Below are 14,868 nucleotides of genomic sequence, written 5' to 3' on the forward strand. Positions count from 1 at the left end.
TCACGGTGAGCCGACTCCCGACCTATTCACTCCTTGAAACGCACGAAGATGTTGTTTCATACCGGGTCCCCGATCCGACAGGTGAGACGCCCGCATGGGTCCGAATCGGGCTGTTCCCATGGGAACTCGAAGGCGCTCACGCAGGGGAGGAAATAGCAGATGAACTCGTTGACAATGATCTTGAGACCACCGTCAAACGAGCAGATGGGGTTGGACTTCGAGCGGGATTCCACGGCCCAACGTCGCGTCACCCTTCTCCGAGAGGATACACCGACCGCGTAAAGAAGATGCTTGATGTATTCTCCCACGGGAGTGAAAAGTTCCGTATTCAGAACGCCGACGCCGCAGAACTACGACAGACCGGGCGATGGATCGCCCTATTCGGTTTCGCGTTCTGGCACTGGCTTAAGTGCCACACGGATTACCCGATCGGGATGCGCGGGACTCGGAAGGAAATGCGAATACCGAAACCCGAAACGGTACTTGAAGACGGAACGCTCATCGGTCCTGATGGAGCGTCCTACGAGACACCGTATACTCTCGGAGATATCGAACTCCTATCACCCGACGAGTGGGAGACGCCCTACGAGCAGGCGGTGGAGCAGATCCAGTCTACGGTCGACACTCTCCACGGCGAGATTCCGAAGATGGTGATTACTGCGGCGCTTAGGGATATCGAAGATGGCGTTCTCGACCCGGTTGAGGAAACCGAATTGAAGAAAGAACACGACCGCATCGAGTCCGCGCTCCGGAACGCTGATGGAATTGGAGTGAGCATCCGAAGTTCGATCACAAGTCAGTTCGACACTGTTTCCGACCTATGCGACGACCTCCGCGACGGTGGCGAACGGTTACGATCGATCCGAGGTATCGGAGACTCGACAGAGGAGGCCGTGATCGACGCTCTCGTAGAATCGGGTGCATGGACCACGCGCAAGGATAGCACGGACACTAACCGATCCTCGGGAGGTGAAGGCTGTGCCGAGTAGCGACGATCAATTAGGAGACGCCCTTTCACGAAGGGGCGCACTCGCGGTAGGTGCGTCGATCGTCACTGCTGGCTGCACCTCGATCGGATCGGCGGCCACTCCAGATTCAGAACAACGGCGACCGCAAGCCCGAGTCAGTGGCGGCTACTACACCGGACAGAGGGTTTCGACGGAGACGTACGAGGCGATCCCCGGCGAGTTTGTCCAGCAGGTCTCGGTCGAACTTGAAACAGCGGAGAGTGCAGTGGAGAGAGTCGAATTTCTCGTCTTCGCCGACCCCACGCCAGTAACGACGGCGTGGTCCGTCCCCGAACAGATCGGTGAAGAGCGGAATCTCGGCGAGAACGCGTACGGAGAGACAGTCCACGACGGCGAAGCGACGTTTGAGGCCGGCACGCCGTGGGAAGTTCGAGCGTGCGGGGACGGAGAAAGTTGGACTGTAGATGAAGGTGAGATACCGGAGGTCGACGATGCCGAGTGACGACCGGGACGACCCCGTCGGCATCCCCGACGTTCCGGACCTCAACGACTGCCAGCACTGCGGAGAGCCTCGGGACGGCCATTCGTACCTCCTCGTGTTCGGCGACTGGAACCCCGACCGATCGGGGTTCGAGCGCGCGCCGGCCATGCGCTCGCTCTGTAGCGACTGCTGGACCGAGGAGTACGCCCGGACGACCGGCGCGCACTGGTCGATCGACGACCCGCAGCGCGTGTGGGACGTACTCCGTGCGTCCGATGGCGAGCTGGTCGCCGACCTCTCGCCGCTGTTCATGGGCGGGCGGCCGTTCGTCCGCGTCGACGGCGACGGCGAGATGACCGCGGTCGGCCCGACGCTGATCGACGGCGGCGAGAACGGGGAGGGAACACCCGTCATCGAGGAGAAGATCGTCCGGCTGGAGGAGTTCGACCGCGACGCGCTGTTCGAGGCGATCGAGAGCTATCGCGACCTCCCGGACAACAGCGGGTCGGTCATCATCCGACCGATCGAGGAGACGCCGTTCGAGCGGTACACGGGTCGGGGAGAGAAATCGGCGAGTCTCGGGCGGTGGTCCGAATGAGCGTCGACGACGACCACAACGCGCTCTTGAGCCCGCCGTCGACCAACCTCGACACGGGGAACTGGGACGCCGAGGGGCCGCTCGCCGGCCACCGCGCCGAGGCGCCGAACGGGCGCGTTCAAGACCACGTAATCGAATCTGACTGGGAACACTCGGGTTGCCGGTGTATCCTCACGCGAGTGACGGAGTACATCGTACTCGGTCGCCACCACGGGCCGGAACGGATCGGGGAGTCGGAGACGTTCTACCGAGGGTACGTACACGCCCCCGAAGTCGAGTCACTTCCGAAGGGGTGCTACGGGACGACGATCGTGGATTGCTATCCCGATCATGGCTGGTTCACGTGGGACGAACGGGCGTGGCGAAACGGCTACTCGCACACGAAGACCGTCAGCGAGGTCGCCCACCGGAAGACCGAACGGCTCGCCGACGCCGCGGCGCAGCGCCGGGAGGGTGAACTATGAGCATCGAGAACGCCTCGACGCCGTCGCGGCCGCTCCCGCGCGTCCGGGTCGAACAGCCCGGCGCCGAACGCGGCGCCGACGACGTGCGCTCCCACCTCGACGAAGACCAGTGCGTACTCTGTGGCGCCCCCGACGCACCCCGTGTGCGAGTTGAAATCCCGTGGGTCGGGAAGCACGGACTCCGGCACGTCTGTCGCGGGCATCCCGAACACCCCGATCATCCGGGGTACCCTAGCCCGGAGAACCCGACCGAGCACCGGTTCTGTCCGGGGTGTGGGGCTGTGGATCGACTCCTCTCGGCCGGCGTGTGCCGCGCCTGTTTCGACCCGACGGAGGACGCCCGATGAGCGGCACCGTTCTCTCGGCGCAGGTTCCCGACGAAGACGACACCGAGTACGCGACTCCCTACCGTATCTGGCGGCCGCTCTCGTGGGCCGTCGACGGCTTCGACCTCGACCCGGCGAGTGGAGCCGAGCCCGTTCCGATCGCCGACCAGCGGTACACTGAGGCGGACGACGGGCTGGCGCAACCGTGGCACGGAGACGTATTCCTGAATCCGCCGTGGACCAGCGAAGACAGCGACGGCACGCCGAAACGCCGCTGGCTCCGGAAGGCGCGGAACGAGGCGCAGCGCGACGCGGTCGATACCGTGGTCGTGCTCCTCCCCGCCGCGACGGAAGCCGGCTGGTTCCGCGAGCACATGTGGGGCGCGCCGGCGTTGTGCTTCGTCGGTCCCGGCCGGATTCCGTTTCTCGGTGAAGACCGCAACCCGTCGTTCGCACTCGCGATCGCGGCGTTCGGCGACGTGTCGACCGCCCTCCTCGACGTGCTGGATGGCTTCGGCGTCGTCGTGACGCCCGGCAATGTGTACGACCCCCACCCGCAGACAACGCTCCCTGGGGCTACCGATGAGCACTGACGACACCGCCGCGCCGACGACCGCCGACGGAACGAGCATGGCGTTCGTCGCCAACAAGAAGAAGGACTCGTGGCGGACACCGCCCGCGCTCTACGAGCCGATCGCCGAGGCCGTCGACGGGATCGACCTCGATCCGTGTGCCGGCCCGTCCGGCGACCGCCTCGAACTACCCGATGACGCCGAGCCCGCTGAGGACCTCCCGCCCACGGCGATCGCCGAGCGGAACGTCATGCCGTGGGAGGACGGCCTATCAGTCCCGTGGCAAGGTGACGTGTTCGTGAACCCGCCCTTCTCGGACGTGGGAGAGTGGCTCCCGACCGCGATCGGCGCGTGGATGGCCGGCGACGCCGACCGCGTGTTCTTCGTCACGGCTGCGAACACCGGGACGGTCTCGTGGTACCACCGCTGGATCGCGTCGTTCGCGTCGGTGACGTACTTCACCGGGCCGCGGCAGAACTACGTCGATCCCGAAACGAACGAGCTGGCGAGCGGCGTCTCGTTCAACACGGCCGTGAGCGTATTCGGGACGATCCCCGAGTCGCTGGCGGAGTACTGGCGACAGGAGGGAGACCTCGTGGTTCGCCCGTGGAACGCCGGCGGGATCGTCGAGGACGGAGGCGACCGATGATGGGGCTGGTCCGCCGGCTCGGCGCCCGGCTCCTCCACCGTATCGACGAGCACTGGTTCACCGTCGAATGGTGGCCTGCGGTCAACATGGCCGTCGTTTCGTGTGTCGCGTGCGACGAGTACGCGCTCGATATCACGCGGAAGGACCCCTCGACCGATGACGTGATCTGTGAGCGACACCCGGCTGCACGGGATGCGGACGGAACAATCATCGTCACCCACCCGCGGACGGTGGCGGCGCTCGAAGACGACGTTGCACTCGTCGATCCCGACTTCAAACTCCGGGCGAACGTCATCGACGACGCTCCCGACGATGCAATCCGCGAGGTCGGGCTGTACGAGGTCGATGTCGAACGAATGGAGGCGCTCGTCGAGAGCGATCTGTGGGACGTACCGACTGGAGGCGAGCCATGAGCAATCGCCCCAGAGACCGGCAGAAAGGCATGGATACGCTGTTCCCGATGGCCGACGCCCACTCGTGTCGCGTGTGCAACGAGCACGTCGAGGACGGCCGTCGGAACTACTGCTGTCCGCGCTGTAAGCGAATCGCGACGGCCGTCCAGCGCATGTTCGTCTGGGACTGTGTCCGCGAGGCCGTCCTCGAACGCGACGACTACACCTGCCGGGAGTGCGGGCTCTCGAAAGCGCAGGCGGAGCGGGCATACTGGCAGACGCACGACCTCGCGAAAGCAAAATCCGACTCCAGCGATGAGTTCTGGAGCCTCTGGCGGGAATACGGTGTGACGGAGTTTCAGATTTTCGAGGTCGACCATATCGAGCGCGTCGCCGACGGCGGGCATCCGTTCGACGAGACAAACCTCCAGACGCTCTGTAAGTACTGTCACCGCGACAAGACGGCCGCGGAGAACCGGACGAACGAGCCGGCGGTCGAGGAGCGGCCAGAGCTCGGCCTCGACGCCTACCTGGACACCGCGACCGACGGCGGGGAGGACGACCGATGAACACCGGTGTGCAAGTGTTCGCCCGGCCGGTTTCACGAATCGAGCGACAGCCAACGCCGGTCTCCATGGCGGTGTCACATGTCGAGTGAAACCCCCAGCCTCGCGTTCGCAGACGAACACGTCCCGCGAATCCTGTCCGGCCAAAAGACCGCGACCATCCGCCTCGATCTGGACTCGCGAATCCAACTCGGGCGGAGCGTCACGTTCGTCGATTCCGAGCGCGAGCGGTTCGCCACTGCCGTCGTCGACGATCGTGGCTACGAGCGCCTCGCAGTGCTCGCTCGGCAGGGCGTCCCCGGCCACAAACAGTACGACCGGCCGGCCGAGCTCGTGGCAGAAATGCGCGAGTACTACCCCGGACGACGCGTGACGGGCGACACGCTCGCGGACGTACTCTACTGGGAGCGTGAGTCACTATGGGAGTGACGGAGACGCGACAGACACGGTTCGACGCCCCGCCGCGGGCTCCGCGCTTCGATGAGACGGAGTCGGTCGTGACGCGTCGCGTGTTCCGGTGTGACGGCCACGGGTACGAGCACATGATCGAGTACGATCTGGCCGAGGCAGTCGATCGATTCGCCTACGAGGGCAAGCTCGACACGTTCATCGAGTGGTTCGAAGACGCTCGCGACGGCGACGGCAGGGTGTACGTCGACGACGGCGGCCACCGTGTGTTCCGACGGGGTGACCTGCTGTTTGCGTGCAACGTCGAGGAGGTATCACGGCAGTTCCGGCGGATCTACTTTACGGTCGACGTAGTGGACCGATCGTAGCTAGTCGCTTTTCGCAATTCGCTTTGCGAGGTCCATTACCGTCTCGATATTCGTTGCATCGTCGTCTTTCGTTGTTGTGCTGCCGTTCTCGACAATATCAGAGGGGTTCGTGAACATCTGTCCCATCGAGACGAGCATGAACTCGGCGAGCTGTGCATCGGTTTCATCAAGCGATTTCTGTGACTCCAGTACCTTTCGAGAGGGTTCAAGTGTCTGTGCCATCGTCGATTTGAAGGCGTATTCCTCCATGAGGCGACGCTTCCGGGAGTAATTCTTAGACGTAAACCAAACGGCCACAAGTAGGGGAACCAAGAGCGTCACACGCGATACTGTACCGATACCAAAGCTGGTAGATTGTAGGAGACTCCAAAAAATCACGATAGCTCCCACAATGAGAACGGCTATCGCACCAAAGGTACTTTTGGCCCACCAGTTCGCTGACTCTTCCAGTTCTTTCTTCCGCTCAGTGAAGTTCCGATCAAGAGATGCTGCAACCGCACCGCTAAGTAGTGTATCAATCCGATCTTCAATGTCATCGAGACTGTTTTTCTGCTGATTTAATTGCTCAGATCGCTCTTCTACCTCAGAGAGGTTTGTATCGAGACGATCTTCGTAGTCGCTCATCTGCTCAGTCTTTTTGAGAACTTCCTCGTAGTGTTCGTTGATAGTCTCTGCTTCCTTCTTGATATTCTGAGACGTGTTTGAAGCCTTGTTTTCAATTCCTACTAAGTTCTCTTGAGACTCTTCTGCCGAAGAGACAATCCCGTCGATCTTCTCTTGCAGGTGAGATACGCCCTCATAGATAGAGTTTATATCTTGTTGCGTCTCTTCGGCTTGTTCGAGGTTCTGGATAACCTTCTGGTGCTCCTCCCGAGTTTGTTCTAGTTTATGTAATTGCTCGGAGAAATCAAGGTGTTCTCCAACCCGCAAATCCAGATTCAAGTTGATGATGTAGGATTTCAGGTTATCAACCTGCTTGATAAAATCACGCCCCGGGTTATTGTTCCGAGAATTTTTGTTTCTAATGTGGTTGGCCTGCTTACGTACATTCACCAATCGCTTCTTAATATTGTTCTGCTGATTGTCCCCGTAAATTTGAATAATATCTTCTTCAATTGCAGTGTCAAGCAACTCAGAGACATATTTAAAGTCTGCAATCGCTTCGTTTAGGGTTCCACCGCTGTGCTCTGTCGTATAGTTTTCTTCTTCTGCTATCTGAGCGAACTCGCTGACATTGTCAAAGCTCTCGTGTTCGAGTGTATTCCGGATCTGCTCTATGCGCTTGCTCATTTTATACTACTGATTAGTCCATGAATAAGAATGATCCCCACTCTGTTTAAGTCCTTTCTGCATAGTAAATATTAAGTAGGTCCCGCTCCTTGAGAGAGACGTGCTCGGGGAAACCCGGCGCGCAAGTGACCACACATGGACGGAACATTCGACGACGTAACCGCAGAACAGCCTACAAACAACCGCCTCGACAACGACGCGCCGTGGAGCGCGGTCGAACAGCGCATGACCGAGAAGCTCGATGAGTCGGCCGAGATATTCGACAGCGTCGAGACGATCCACGAGTGGGACGGCCTCGACGAGTGGGACGCAGAGTACACCGAGGGCAGCTCGTCGATCGCGTTCGAGCACCCCGACGGCGCGTTGGTCCGGATCAGCGAGGGCTCGGTGGACGGCGGGTTCGACGTGCATACGTCGACGGGCACAGAGCGGGCGGTCCCGCAGCGCGCGATCGTCTCGACGAAGTCCTACGTCCATAGCCTTGACCGGTGTGTGACGACGGCCGTCGCTCAGATCTGTGCGTACAGTCGCAACAGCTCGTTCTGAGAGCAGCCTCCAGTCTAAATCAAAATAGATTTATGCTTCGTACGCGGACGGGATCTATAGATCCCGTCCGCGGTCACTTAACAATCTATACTCCAGATCCACAAGATCTTGAGTGAATTCCTATAGAGCATTGGACCTCATGCAAATGATTACTAAGCAATTATTATAAGATAACTAGCTGTACGAGATTGTAACGAGCCAAGATATAATGTCTAGAGATCCTCGTCGGTGGAAAATCCGATCTGAATTGAAGGATCAGGATCAGCATAACCCAGATGGAGAAGAATCTAAAGATCGGTCGAAGACTGTTTTGGAGGATGCTCGCCGCGAGTTTGATCTGGAAGCTAAATCGTTAGAAACGATTGACAATAAGGCAGCCAGCACACTCAGAACAACAATGATCTTACTCGGGCTGATTGCATCGACAATCAGTTTCATCGGAATTGAGGTATTCTTCGAACTGTCTTTCATCACGATTGCATTTTTTAGTAGCTCTGTGTTTCTGATAACGGCAGCAGCATTCTTTTCAATTGTGACACTTTCGTGGACTCAGTATCCGTCTGGTGTTGGGTCCGAAATCCGGGACACAATGCTACAGAAAGAGAAATCGATTTTCGTTGTAAACTCACGGTTGGTAGACCAGTATACAGCTATGATCCAAGAGATTGCAGGCGACGTTCGATGGAACTCTACTCAGTTGAGTAATGCACAAGTGTTCTTGAGTCTCGGTGTCATCGCCGCATATATTGGGATCGGATGGGCAATGTATTCACAGGAAGTGCCAAAAACGATATATGGCGGCGCTCTATCCGGTGGTTTGATTTTTGTGGTACTGTATCTCCTCGTCACAAGGTTGAATAGGACGTGATGATATGATACACCTGAAGGACAATGAGCAGCTCAACAGAAGAAGTTAATAACCGTCATAGCTCGGAGCATGAGCAGCAGCGGTCATACGACTTTGAGCCTCACCGGACGGTTCGAGGCTCACCAGCAATCCGCAAGCTGCTCAGTAAGCTCGGAATCATGCCGCCGAGTGCCAAGAGGGATCAGGACGAAATAAAACACCAATTCTGACTCCTCCACCCCGGTTCTACTGTAGATATTCGAACAAACTCTTCTAAATCAGTTTACACAGATAGAAATTGTATAGACCAGTCTAAGCTCTACGCGTCTTCTACGCTGTCCAGCCCGACGCCGTCCAGTACGTGCTCGTCGTGATACCCCTCCTCCGTGAGCCACGCGTACAGCGTCCGCACGTCGCCCACGAGGTGCCGCTTCGCGTCGCGGGAGACGTACCGGCCCACAACCCGCGCGAGCGTCTCGACGGCCACCTCGCGACCGTGCGGCTCGATGAGTGACACGTCGTTGCGGCGCTCGAACCGCCGGGCGTACGCGGCGAGTCGCGAGCGGCTACCCTCCACGGTGGAGTCGGCGAGCCCGCGTTCCCGGAGCGCCTCGACGTGACGATCGAGCGCGATCGCGACCGCGTCGTCATCGAGGTCCCACTCGTACCCGTCGTGGGGAACCACGCCCACGTCCTCGCGGAGAAACTCCGCCGGCGTGCGGTCGTGGTGCTCGCGAAGCGTGTAGATGAGGCCCGCGAACCCGTCTTTCAGCCATCGATGAGGCGGGTGCTCACTCTCTGGGTCCATGCCGTCGGCGCGCATGGCCGGCGCGACCGTCGCCCAGTACTCGTCGACGAGCTGGTCGATCGAAAGCGCGCTCCAGCGCACGTCGCCGTCGGAGTTGCTCACACCGACTCCCCCACGTCCATATCGTCGCCGTGCTCGGCCGGGACGGTATCGCTTTCGGTATCGCGAGCGGTATCGGTATCGGTACCGATTTCGATACCGAAACCGGTATCGCGCACTCGTGGCGATTTCACGCGCTCTCGGACGAACTCGGGTGCGTCGCGCGTTGGGACAACACGCAACCGGTAGATCGTCGCGCTGTCGTTGTCGCGACCGATATCGAAGTCGTCGAGTGACTGTTCGAGGACAGCCCGCGGGGCGGTCTCGTGCGTCCACCCGGCGGACGGATACGTGCTCCAGCGGTGGTACGGCCACTGGTCGTCGGCTGCGTCGTCGTACGCGAGCCACCACTCGTGATCGGCCGGCAGCAAGAAGTAGATCGCGACGGTCCCCCGTGCCGCAGCGAGGGCATCGAGCCACGCGCTGGGGTCGATCGCGTCGTTCGTCTGGCGACCAGCGAGCACGTCGACGACGGGCTTCGTCGCCGGTGACGGCGCGAAGGGTAAGCCCTCACACGCGACCAGCAGGCGGTAGGCAGACGGCCCGGCGGTTCGACGCGTTCCCATCAGCCGAGTACCCCGTGGAGCGCGAGCGCGTTCGTCAGCGCCGCCAGCGACGTAAGCAACGCCCCGAAGGCAACGACACCCGCCGCGGCCGTCCGCGACCACTCGCGGACGATCAGGACGGCCGTCGCAACCAGCGCGAGCGCACCGAGCTTGAACACGGCGAAGCCCGCGAAGCCGAAGTGGTGAATGACCACCTTGATGACGGGATTGTCCTCAGTGAACCCGGCGGTGAGCCCGAACTGCGTGGTGACGAAGTCCAGCAGCGACGCGATAACGAGGAGCGTCCACGCGGCTGCCGCGAGCATGGCGTCGCGCTGATCGGCGTCGATATCGCCGGCCAGAGGGACGATCCGACCGCTCGAACCCCGGCCGAAGCTACTCGGCATGGCGCTCCTCCGTCCCCGAGTCGGGCGAATCGCTCTGTTCGGTCGGCCCGAGCACGTCGAAGTGCGGGAGCGCACCAACGAGCGGTCGCACGTCGTCGCGCGTGAACAGATCGGTCGCGACCGCACGGTGCCCCTCCAACCCCGAGTCTTCGAGCCGGGCGATCACGTCGTCCTTCCCATCGAGCGGGACGAAATGGATCACGTCCGTCGTCTCGGCGTCGAACGCCTCCCAGCCTTCCGGGATCGAACGGCCGCCGAGCGTGTCGGCGTACTCGCTGATCGACTGCGGCTCGCGAACGACGATGACCCACGCGTCCACGTCGTTGCGGGTGTACTCGCAGATCGTCCCGACTGTCACGTTCTCTCGGGGAAGCGACGTGGTGTCAGTCATCGGTCTCACCCGTGAACCCGAACGCGTTGAGCGAGGCGTTCGCGGCCGCTTTCTCCTCGATCTCTCGTTCGGTGACGCACGAGTCACACCACCAGTCGTCGGACGTGTTCGTGTCGATACGCTCCGTCTCGTCGAGGGCGACCCGCGCCGCATCGTCGCGGATGACGCGGCAGCACTCCGGGCACGTCCGGTCGTCGTCGGCCGGGACGAGCAACCCGTCGATCGCACCGATCCGCTCCATCACGTCAAACGTGGTGACGTACTGCGGAATCCGCGTGACGGTCCACTCGTTGCCGTGAACCTTGTGGCCGCCGCGCTCGATCGTGTCGAACTGCTCGTACGTGCGGAACGAGTCGCCGTGCTCACGATTCAGGTGCCGGGCGCCCCGTTTCGCGATCGCAGCCAGCTCGTCGCCGGCGACAATCGTCGAACAGTCACGCCGGGAACACTCGAACCGGAAGGTGTCGAGGTCGGGGCCGGTCGTCGAGGCGTCGTCACTTCGGGACATTAGTACCAGCACCCCTCTTCGGCCCACGACGCCAGCACGTCGTTCTTCTGTTCGCGAGAGTAGCCGCCGTAGTCGCTGTCTCGTTGCATCGGCCCGATCGACTCTGCGAGGTCGCGCGGAACATGCCACGAGGTTTGTCCCATCGGCGTCTCGATCCAGACGATCGCCCACTCGTCGCCGGCGTCCGGTGCCGGCTTCCAACCCGACGGCGCACCCGTCGCAACGGCGAGCGCACACGCCAGTAGGTTGCGGTCGTAATACACGTCTTCGAGTGCCTTTTCCCCCTGTTCGTCGGCGGTATCGCTTTCGGTATCGCTTTCGGTATCGCTTTCGGTATCGCTTTCGGTATCGCTCATCGGAGGTCCTCCAGTATGTCCGCAGCAGTCGTGTCGCTGGTCATGATCGGCTCGTCACCGTCCGGAGAGTCGACCACGACGCCGCCCGTGTCGTCGTCTTCTGAATCCGAGTCGTCGAAGCGCTCCAGCCCCGGCACGTCGGTGTCGGGATAGTCACGGAACCACCCGTCGGGCAGCCACTCGTCGGCTTCCTTCTCAGTCATGGGCGTCGGGAAGGTGATCGTCGCTTCGAGCGCGTACGGCACCGCAACGCCGCCGCTGTTGCCCTCATCGAGTCCGAACCCGATCCCGCCGTCCGGCGCGACGAAGTGAGCGGTCCACTCACCGTCGAGTTTCGCCTCGCGGAGCTGGTCCTTCGTGACGAGTTCGCAGGTCAACACACCCTCCTCGATCGTGTGTGTTCCGTCCGGGGCATCGACCTCGGCCGTCCGCGTCGGGCGACCGATCCGCCAGCCGGCGTACTCGAACTCGTCGTCGAGGGTGTACTCGTCGTCCGTGTCGTCACTCATCGGTCTCACCCCTGCTCTCGCGTTCCGCCTCCCGTTCACGCGCTGCCCGACGGCTCACTTCATCTTCGATCCGCAGGCGTAGCTCGTGGAGGCTGTCATCCGACAGGGCCGCCTTGTGCGTCTCGAACGTCTCGACGAGTCCCACGTCGGCGCCGCGGTACCGGAGCGCCGTCGTCAGTGCGTCGCGAAGTGTCCGGAGGTCCGCGGTGTCCTCGAACGCGGTCTCCGAGTAGATATCGTCATCGCCGGTGTCGAGGTTGATCGACGCGTACAGCGTCGCGACCGGATCAGGGTCGTCGATCGACCGCTTCGAGACGCCGAGCGAGAGCGTGCAGTCGCCCCCATCGTACATCTTGATCCGGCCATCCTCGATGCAGACGCCGACCGAGGCGTCAAACTCGGTGACGCAGGGGAGCACGGCGTCGCCCATCTCCACGGGCACCGTCTCGCCGCTCGGCATCGTGATCGTGTCGTCGTCACCGCGACGGGTGTCAGTCGCGTGCATTAGACCACCTTGATGTAGCCGACCTGTTCGGTCTTCTCCGAGACGACCTCCCGGCCGGACGTTTCTTCGACCTCGGCTTCGGCCTTCCTCGGGTCCTGATGCGCTCGGGTCTTCCGCTCGTACCGGTAGCCGCTCGGCGTGTCGTCGGGCACCTTCACCGCAATCTCCCACTCCGGGATCAGCTCTGTCTGTTCGGCCATCGACGCGTCGCCGAGCACCGATTCGATCCGGGCGTACTGCTGATAGATTTCGTCGACGGTCGCACCCTGCTCGCGGAGGTCGACCGCGACCGCGGCGAAGGGGTTGTCCGACTCGCGGAGCTTCCGGAACTCTCGCTCGGCGCGAGCGCGCTGGCGCAGGCTCACGCCGTCGTTTTCAAGCGATTCGTCCGTCGTCGTGTCGTCAGTATCAGTCGTCATTGGGGGTTGTGCCGCTGTTGTCGTCGTCAGTGCAGTCAGTCGCGCTGTTCGCCTCGCTGGCGTCGAGGAGGTCCGCAACGGCCAGCCGGATCGCGTGCGAGCGATTCCGAAACTCGCCGGCCTCCACGCGATCGTCTATCTCGTCGAGGTGATCGGCCGAGATGCGGGTCGTGATCCGGTGGCGACGCGTGTCTTCGCCGTCCGGGAACACGGGTTTGCGCTCACTCGTCGCCATCGGTCGACCCTCCGTCGGTCGCGATCGCGGTCGCGGCCGCGACTTCGTCGGTCATCCAGCCCATCTGGTTGCCGTTGCCGCCGGCCGCCTGCTCGACCTCCTGAAACGGGAAGCGGATCGAGAGGTCGCCACGGGCGCGGAGTCGGTCGAACACGCCGCGCTCCTCCAGCGGGTCGCGGTACGACCGGCCGAGAAGTATCTCCAGTTCGATATCCCGTGGATCGGGGCCAGAAACAGACGAAATCCACTCTGTGAGGCCGACGTACACGCGGTACGCCCACTGATCGAGCAGCGTCTCGACGGGCTCACCCGCCGGAAGGCGCTCGTTGGAGTCGACCGGGACGCCCGCGAGGTCGTCCGGCGTGCGCTCGTAGTGCTCGATCGGTTCGTCGGGGTCAAGGACGGCGTGTTGTGCCGAGATGATCGCCCATTCGTCGCCGATCGTTTCGCCGTAGTCGCTCTTGCACGTCCAGTAGGATCGCCGGTAGAGGTCCTTCGCCGGGACCGCGCCGGCAACGTCGTGTTTCGAGCCCGAGCACCCGACCGCGACGAACGTGAGCGGGTCGCGATCGCGGTGAGCCTCGATCGCGTCGCGGACCTTGTGACAGTAGCTCATCCCGTAGCCGACGTTCTCCACGTCCACCACGCCGCGCTCGATGTTCGTGACGGTCTCGCGGGCATCCACGAGGTCGTCACACGCCGCCGCGAGACGAGCCGGCATACAGTCCGGCACGTTCGCGTCGGCGAGCACGTCCATCAGCAGGCGGTACAGCGGCCGGTCGGCGTCGGCGACCGTCGTCGCGTCGCGAACGCCCCACACCCAGTGCGAGGAGACCGCGAGGTCGCCGTTCGGAAGGTCGTGTTCGCGCGGGTCCGGAGTGTGATCGGTCATCTACGCCACCTCCTCGGCGGCGCTCATCATGGCAAAGACGAGACTCCGGAACTGGTCCTCGTTGTCCGGGACGCGAAGCCCGAACCCGAGCTGGTGGTTCCACACGAACACCGTGTTCGAGTAGGGGTACATCTCGGCTCGGAAGATCCGCCACTCGTGGGTCTCCGCGAGTACGTCCTTGTACTGGTCGTGGAACTCGTCCGGGTGCGGCGCGTCGTCGACGCCCTCGAACTGCGGGTTGATCCGAACGACCTCCTCGGCCTCCTCCTCGGTGGTCGGAAGCGGGTGCTGGTCGATGACGCTGATCGGGTGGCTGGGTGAGTCATCGGTGTCGGTCTGTTCACTCTGCACCGTCGAACACCTCCTCGGGAACAGACTCGTCAAAGTGGTTCTCGCGAAGGAGCACAGTTTTCTCCCGGAACGCACAGATAGCGTGATCGAGGTGGTGCCCGACCGAGTCGCGGGTTTTCACCTCCCACACAACGTCGCCGTCTTCGCGGCAGTCGGGCCACGCGTCGGTCCAGACCTTCTTGACGACGAATGTATCATCCTCCTCCCAGCGAACGTACAGCACCGTTGCGTCGCCGGTCAGCCGGAGGCAGAACCGCCCGTTGTCGAGTTTCAACAACTCGCGCGCTCTCTCGGGGCCGATTCCCTTCCGGTGGTTCGGTCGCGAGATGATGTAGTCGATCACGTTATCGACAAGTTCCGGCTCGTAC

27 protein-coding genes are annotated in these 14,868 nt (G+C 62.0%); 13 read left to right on the plus strand and 14 right to left on the minus strand.

Annotated elements, in window-relative coordinates:
* Nucleotides 1–5: 5 nt before the first annotated feature.
* From EDM04_RS02570 to EDM04_RS02620, 11 genes are all read left to right on the plus strand, one after another.
* On the plus strand, nucleotides 6–989 hold the full coding sequence (locus EDM04_RS02570; RefSeq protein ID WP_123619597.1) for a hypothetical protein: 984 nt from the start codon (nucleotides 6–8) through the stop codon (nucleotides 987–989).
* A complete protein-coding gene (locus tag EDM04_RS02575) occupies nucleotides 979–1,470 on the plus strand; it encodes a hypothetical protein (RefSeq protein ID WP_123619598.1) in 492 nt (163 codons plus the stop codon). The genes EDM04_RS02570 and EDM04_RS02575 overlap by 11 nt, the downstream gene beginning before the upstream one ends.
* Nucleotides 1,460–2,047, plus strand: a complete 588-nt coding sequence (locus tag EDM04_RS02580) for a hypothetical protein (protein WP_123619599.1) — start codon at nucleotides 1,460–1,462, stop codon at nucleotides 2,045–2,047. Before EDM04_RS02575 ends, EDM04_RS02580 begins: the two co-directional genes overlap by 11 nt.
* A complete protein-coding gene (locus tag EDM04_RS02585; protein ID WP_123619600.1) occupies nucleotides 2,044–2,511 on the plus strand; it encodes a hypothetical protein in 468 nt (155 codons plus the stop codon). The genes EDM04_RS02580 and EDM04_RS02585 overlap by 4 nt, the downstream gene beginning before the upstream one ends.
* The gene (locus EDM04_RS02590) at nucleotides 2,508–2,858 is read left to right on the plus strand and encodes a hypothetical protein (RefSeq protein WP_123619601.1); all 351 of its coding nucleotides are present in this window, start codon (nucleotides 2,508–2,510) and stop codon (nucleotides 2,856–2,858) included. The genes EDM04_RS02585 and EDM04_RS02590 overlap by 4 nt, the downstream gene beginning before the upstream one ends.
* Nucleotides 2,855–3,430, plus strand: a complete 576-nt coding sequence (locus tag EDM04_RS02595) for a DNA N-6-adenine-methyltransferase (RefSeq protein ID WP_123619602.1) — start codon at nucleotides 2,855–2,857, stop codon at nucleotides 3,428–3,430. Before EDM04_RS02590 ends, EDM04_RS02595 begins: the two co-directional genes overlap by 4 nt.
* Nucleotides 3,420–4,058 (plus strand): DNA N-6-adenine-methyltransferase, encoded by a 639-nt coding sequence (locus tag EDM04_RS02600; RefSeq protein WP_206424408.1) that lies wholly within the window; start codon nucleotides 3,420–3,422, stop codon nucleotides 4,056–4,058. Before EDM04_RS02595 ends, EDM04_RS02600 begins: the two co-directional genes overlap by 11 nt.
* Nucleotides 4,055–4,471: a hypothetical protein gene (locus EDM04_RS02605; RefSeq protein WP_164471067.1), complete on the plus strand. Its 417-nt coding sequence runs from the start codon at nucleotides 4,055–4,057 to the stop codon at nucleotides 4,469–4,471. Before EDM04_RS02600 ends, EDM04_RS02605 begins: the two co-directional genes overlap by 4 nt.
* On the plus strand, nucleotides 4,468–5,019 hold the full coding sequence (locus EDM04_RS02610) for an HNH endonuclease (protein ID WP_206424409.1): 552 nt from the start codon (nucleotides 4,468–4,470) through the stop codon (nucleotides 5,017–5,019). Before EDM04_RS02605 ends, EDM04_RS02610 begins: the two co-directional genes overlap by 4 nt.
* A gap of 78 nt (nucleotides 5,020–5,097) precedes the next feature.
* Nucleotides 5,098–5,445 (plus strand): ASCH domain-containing protein, encoded by a 348-nt coding sequence (locus tag EDM04_RS02615; RefSeq protein ID WP_123619604.1) that lies wholly within the window; start codon nucleotides 5,098–5,100, stop codon nucleotides 5,443–5,445.
* Complete coding sequence (locus EDM04_RS02620; protein ID WP_123619605.1) at nucleotides 5,436–5,792, plus strand: hypothetical protein; 357 nt, start codon at nucleotides 5,436–5,438, stop codon at nucleotides 5,790–5,792. The genes EDM04_RS02615 and EDM04_RS02620 overlap by 10 nt, the downstream gene beginning before the upstream one ends.
* Here EDM04_RS02620 and EDM04_RS02625 read toward each other — a convergent pair whose 3' ends face one another.
* Nucleotides 5,793–7,082, minus strand: coding sequence for a hypothetical protein (locus EDM04_RS02625; RefSeq protein WP_123619606.1), 1,290 nt, complete (start codon nucleotides 7,080–7,082; stop codon nucleotides 5,793–5,795).
* A 135-nt stretch (nucleotides 7,083–7,217) separates the two neighbouring features.
* Here EDM04_RS02625 and EDM04_RS02630 point away from each other — a divergent pair, with 135 nt between their 5' ends.
* On the plus strand, nucleotides 7,218–7,628 hold the full coding sequence (locus EDM04_RS02630; RefSeq protein ID WP_123619607.1) for a hypothetical protein: 411 nt from the start codon (nucleotides 7,218–7,220) through the stop codon (nucleotides 7,626–7,628).
* 208 nt (nucleotides 7,629–7,836) lie between these two features.
* A complete protein-coding gene (locus EDM04_RS02635) occupies nucleotides 7,837–8,496 on the plus strand; it encodes a hypothetical protein (protein ID WP_123619608.1) in 660 nt (219 codons plus the stop codon).
* A gap of 298 nt (nucleotides 8,497–8,794) precedes the next feature.
* Here EDM04_RS02635 and EDM04_RS02640 read toward each other — a convergent pair whose 3' ends face one another.
* From EDM04_RS02640 to EDM04_RS02700, 13 genes are read right to left on the minus strand one after another with little or no spacing between them, the layout of a single operon-like run.
* Nucleotides 8,795–9,385 (minus strand): hypothetical protein, encoded by a 591-nt coding sequence (locus EDM04_RS02640; RefSeq protein WP_123619609.1) that lies wholly within the window; start codon nucleotides 9,383–9,385, stop codon nucleotides 8,795–8,797.
* Nucleotides 9,382–9,948 (minus strand): hypothetical protein, encoded by a 567-nt coding sequence (locus EDM04_RS02645; protein WP_123619610.1) that lies wholly within the window; start codon nucleotides 9,946–9,948, stop codon nucleotides 9,382–9,384. The genes EDM04_RS02640 and EDM04_RS02645 overlap by 4 nt, the downstream gene beginning before the upstream one ends.
* On the minus strand, nucleotides 9,948–10,334 hold the full coding sequence (locus tag EDM04_RS02650; protein ID WP_123619611.1) for a DUF5658 family protein: 387 nt from the start codon (nucleotides 10,332–10,334) through the stop codon (nucleotides 9,948–9,950). The genes EDM04_RS02645 and EDM04_RS02650 overlap by 1 nt, the downstream gene beginning before the upstream one ends.
* The gene (locus tag EDM04_RS02655) at nucleotides 10,324–10,725 is read right to left on the minus strand and encodes a hypothetical protein (RefSeq protein ID WP_123619612.1); all 402 of its coding nucleotides are present in this window, start codon (nucleotides 10,723–10,725) and stop codon (nucleotides 10,324–10,326) included. The genes EDM04_RS02650 and EDM04_RS02655 overlap by 11 nt, the downstream gene beginning before the upstream one ends.
* A complete protein-coding gene (locus EDM04_RS02660; RefSeq protein WP_123619613.1) occupies nucleotides 10,718–11,233 on the minus strand; it encodes a hypothetical protein in 516 nt (171 codons plus the stop codon). The genes EDM04_RS02655 and EDM04_RS02660 overlap by 8 nt, the downstream gene beginning before the upstream one ends.
* On the minus strand, nucleotides 11,233–11,589 hold the full coding sequence (locus EDM04_RS02665) for a hypothetical protein (RefSeq protein WP_123619614.1): 357 nt from the start codon (nucleotides 11,587–11,589) through the stop codon (nucleotides 11,233–11,235). The genes EDM04_RS02660 and EDM04_RS02665 overlap by 1 nt, the downstream gene beginning before the upstream one ends.
* Nucleotides 11,586–12,098, minus strand: a complete 513-nt coding sequence (locus EDM04_RS02670; RefSeq protein ID WP_123619615.1) for a hypothetical protein — start codon at nucleotides 12,096–12,098, stop codon at nucleotides 11,586–11,588. Before EDM04_RS02670 ends, EDM04_RS02665 begins: the two co-directional genes overlap by 4 nt.
* On the minus strand, nucleotides 12,091–12,603 hold the full coding sequence (locus tag EDM04_RS02675) for a hypothetical protein (RefSeq protein ID WP_123619616.1): 513 nt from the start codon (nucleotides 12,601–12,603) through the stop codon (nucleotides 12,091–12,093). Before EDM04_RS02675 ends, EDM04_RS02670 begins: the two co-directional genes overlap by 8 nt.
* Nucleotides 12,603–13,022, minus strand: a complete 420-nt coding sequence (locus EDM04_RS02680) for a hypothetical protein (RefSeq protein WP_123619617.1) — start codon at nucleotides 13,020–13,022, stop codon at nucleotides 12,603–12,605. Before EDM04_RS02680 ends, EDM04_RS02675 begins: the two co-directional genes overlap by 1 nt.
* The gene (locus EDM04_RS02685) at nucleotides 13,012–13,257 is read right to left on the minus strand and encodes a ribbon-helix-helix domain-containing protein (RefSeq protein ID WP_241154841.1); all 246 of its coding nucleotides are present in this window, start codon (nucleotides 13,255–13,257) and stop codon (nucleotides 13,012–13,014) included. The genes EDM04_RS02680 and EDM04_RS02685 overlap by 11 nt, the downstream gene beginning before the upstream one ends.
* Nucleotides 13,244–14,149, minus strand: coding sequence for a DUF6884 domain-containing protein (locus EDM04_RS02690; protein WP_123619618.1), 906 nt, complete (start codon nucleotides 14,147–14,149; stop codon nucleotides 13,244–13,246). The genes EDM04_RS02685 and EDM04_RS02690 overlap by 14 nt, the downstream gene beginning before the upstream one ends.
* Nucleotides 14,150–14,500 carry a hypothetical protein gene (locus tag EDM04_RS02695; protein WP_123619619.1) on the minus strand — a complete coding sequence of 117 codons (351 nt, stop codon included), beginning with the start codon at nucleotides 14,498–14,500 and terminating at the stop codon, nucleotides 14,150–14,152.
* Nucleotides 14,490–14,843, minus strand: coding sequence for a hypothetical protein (locus tag EDM04_RS02700; protein WP_123619620.1), 354 nt, complete (start codon nucleotides 14,841–14,843; stop codon nucleotides 14,490–14,492). The genes EDM04_RS02695 and EDM04_RS02700 overlap by 11 nt, the downstream gene beginning before the upstream one ends.
* Nucleotides 14,844–14,868 lie beyond the last annotated feature (25 nt).

The organism is Halorubrum sp. CSM-61 (assembly GCF_003781945.1).
Taxonomy (GTDB): domain Archaea; phylum Halobacteriota; class Halobacteria; order Halobacteriales; family Haloferacaceae; genus Halorubrum.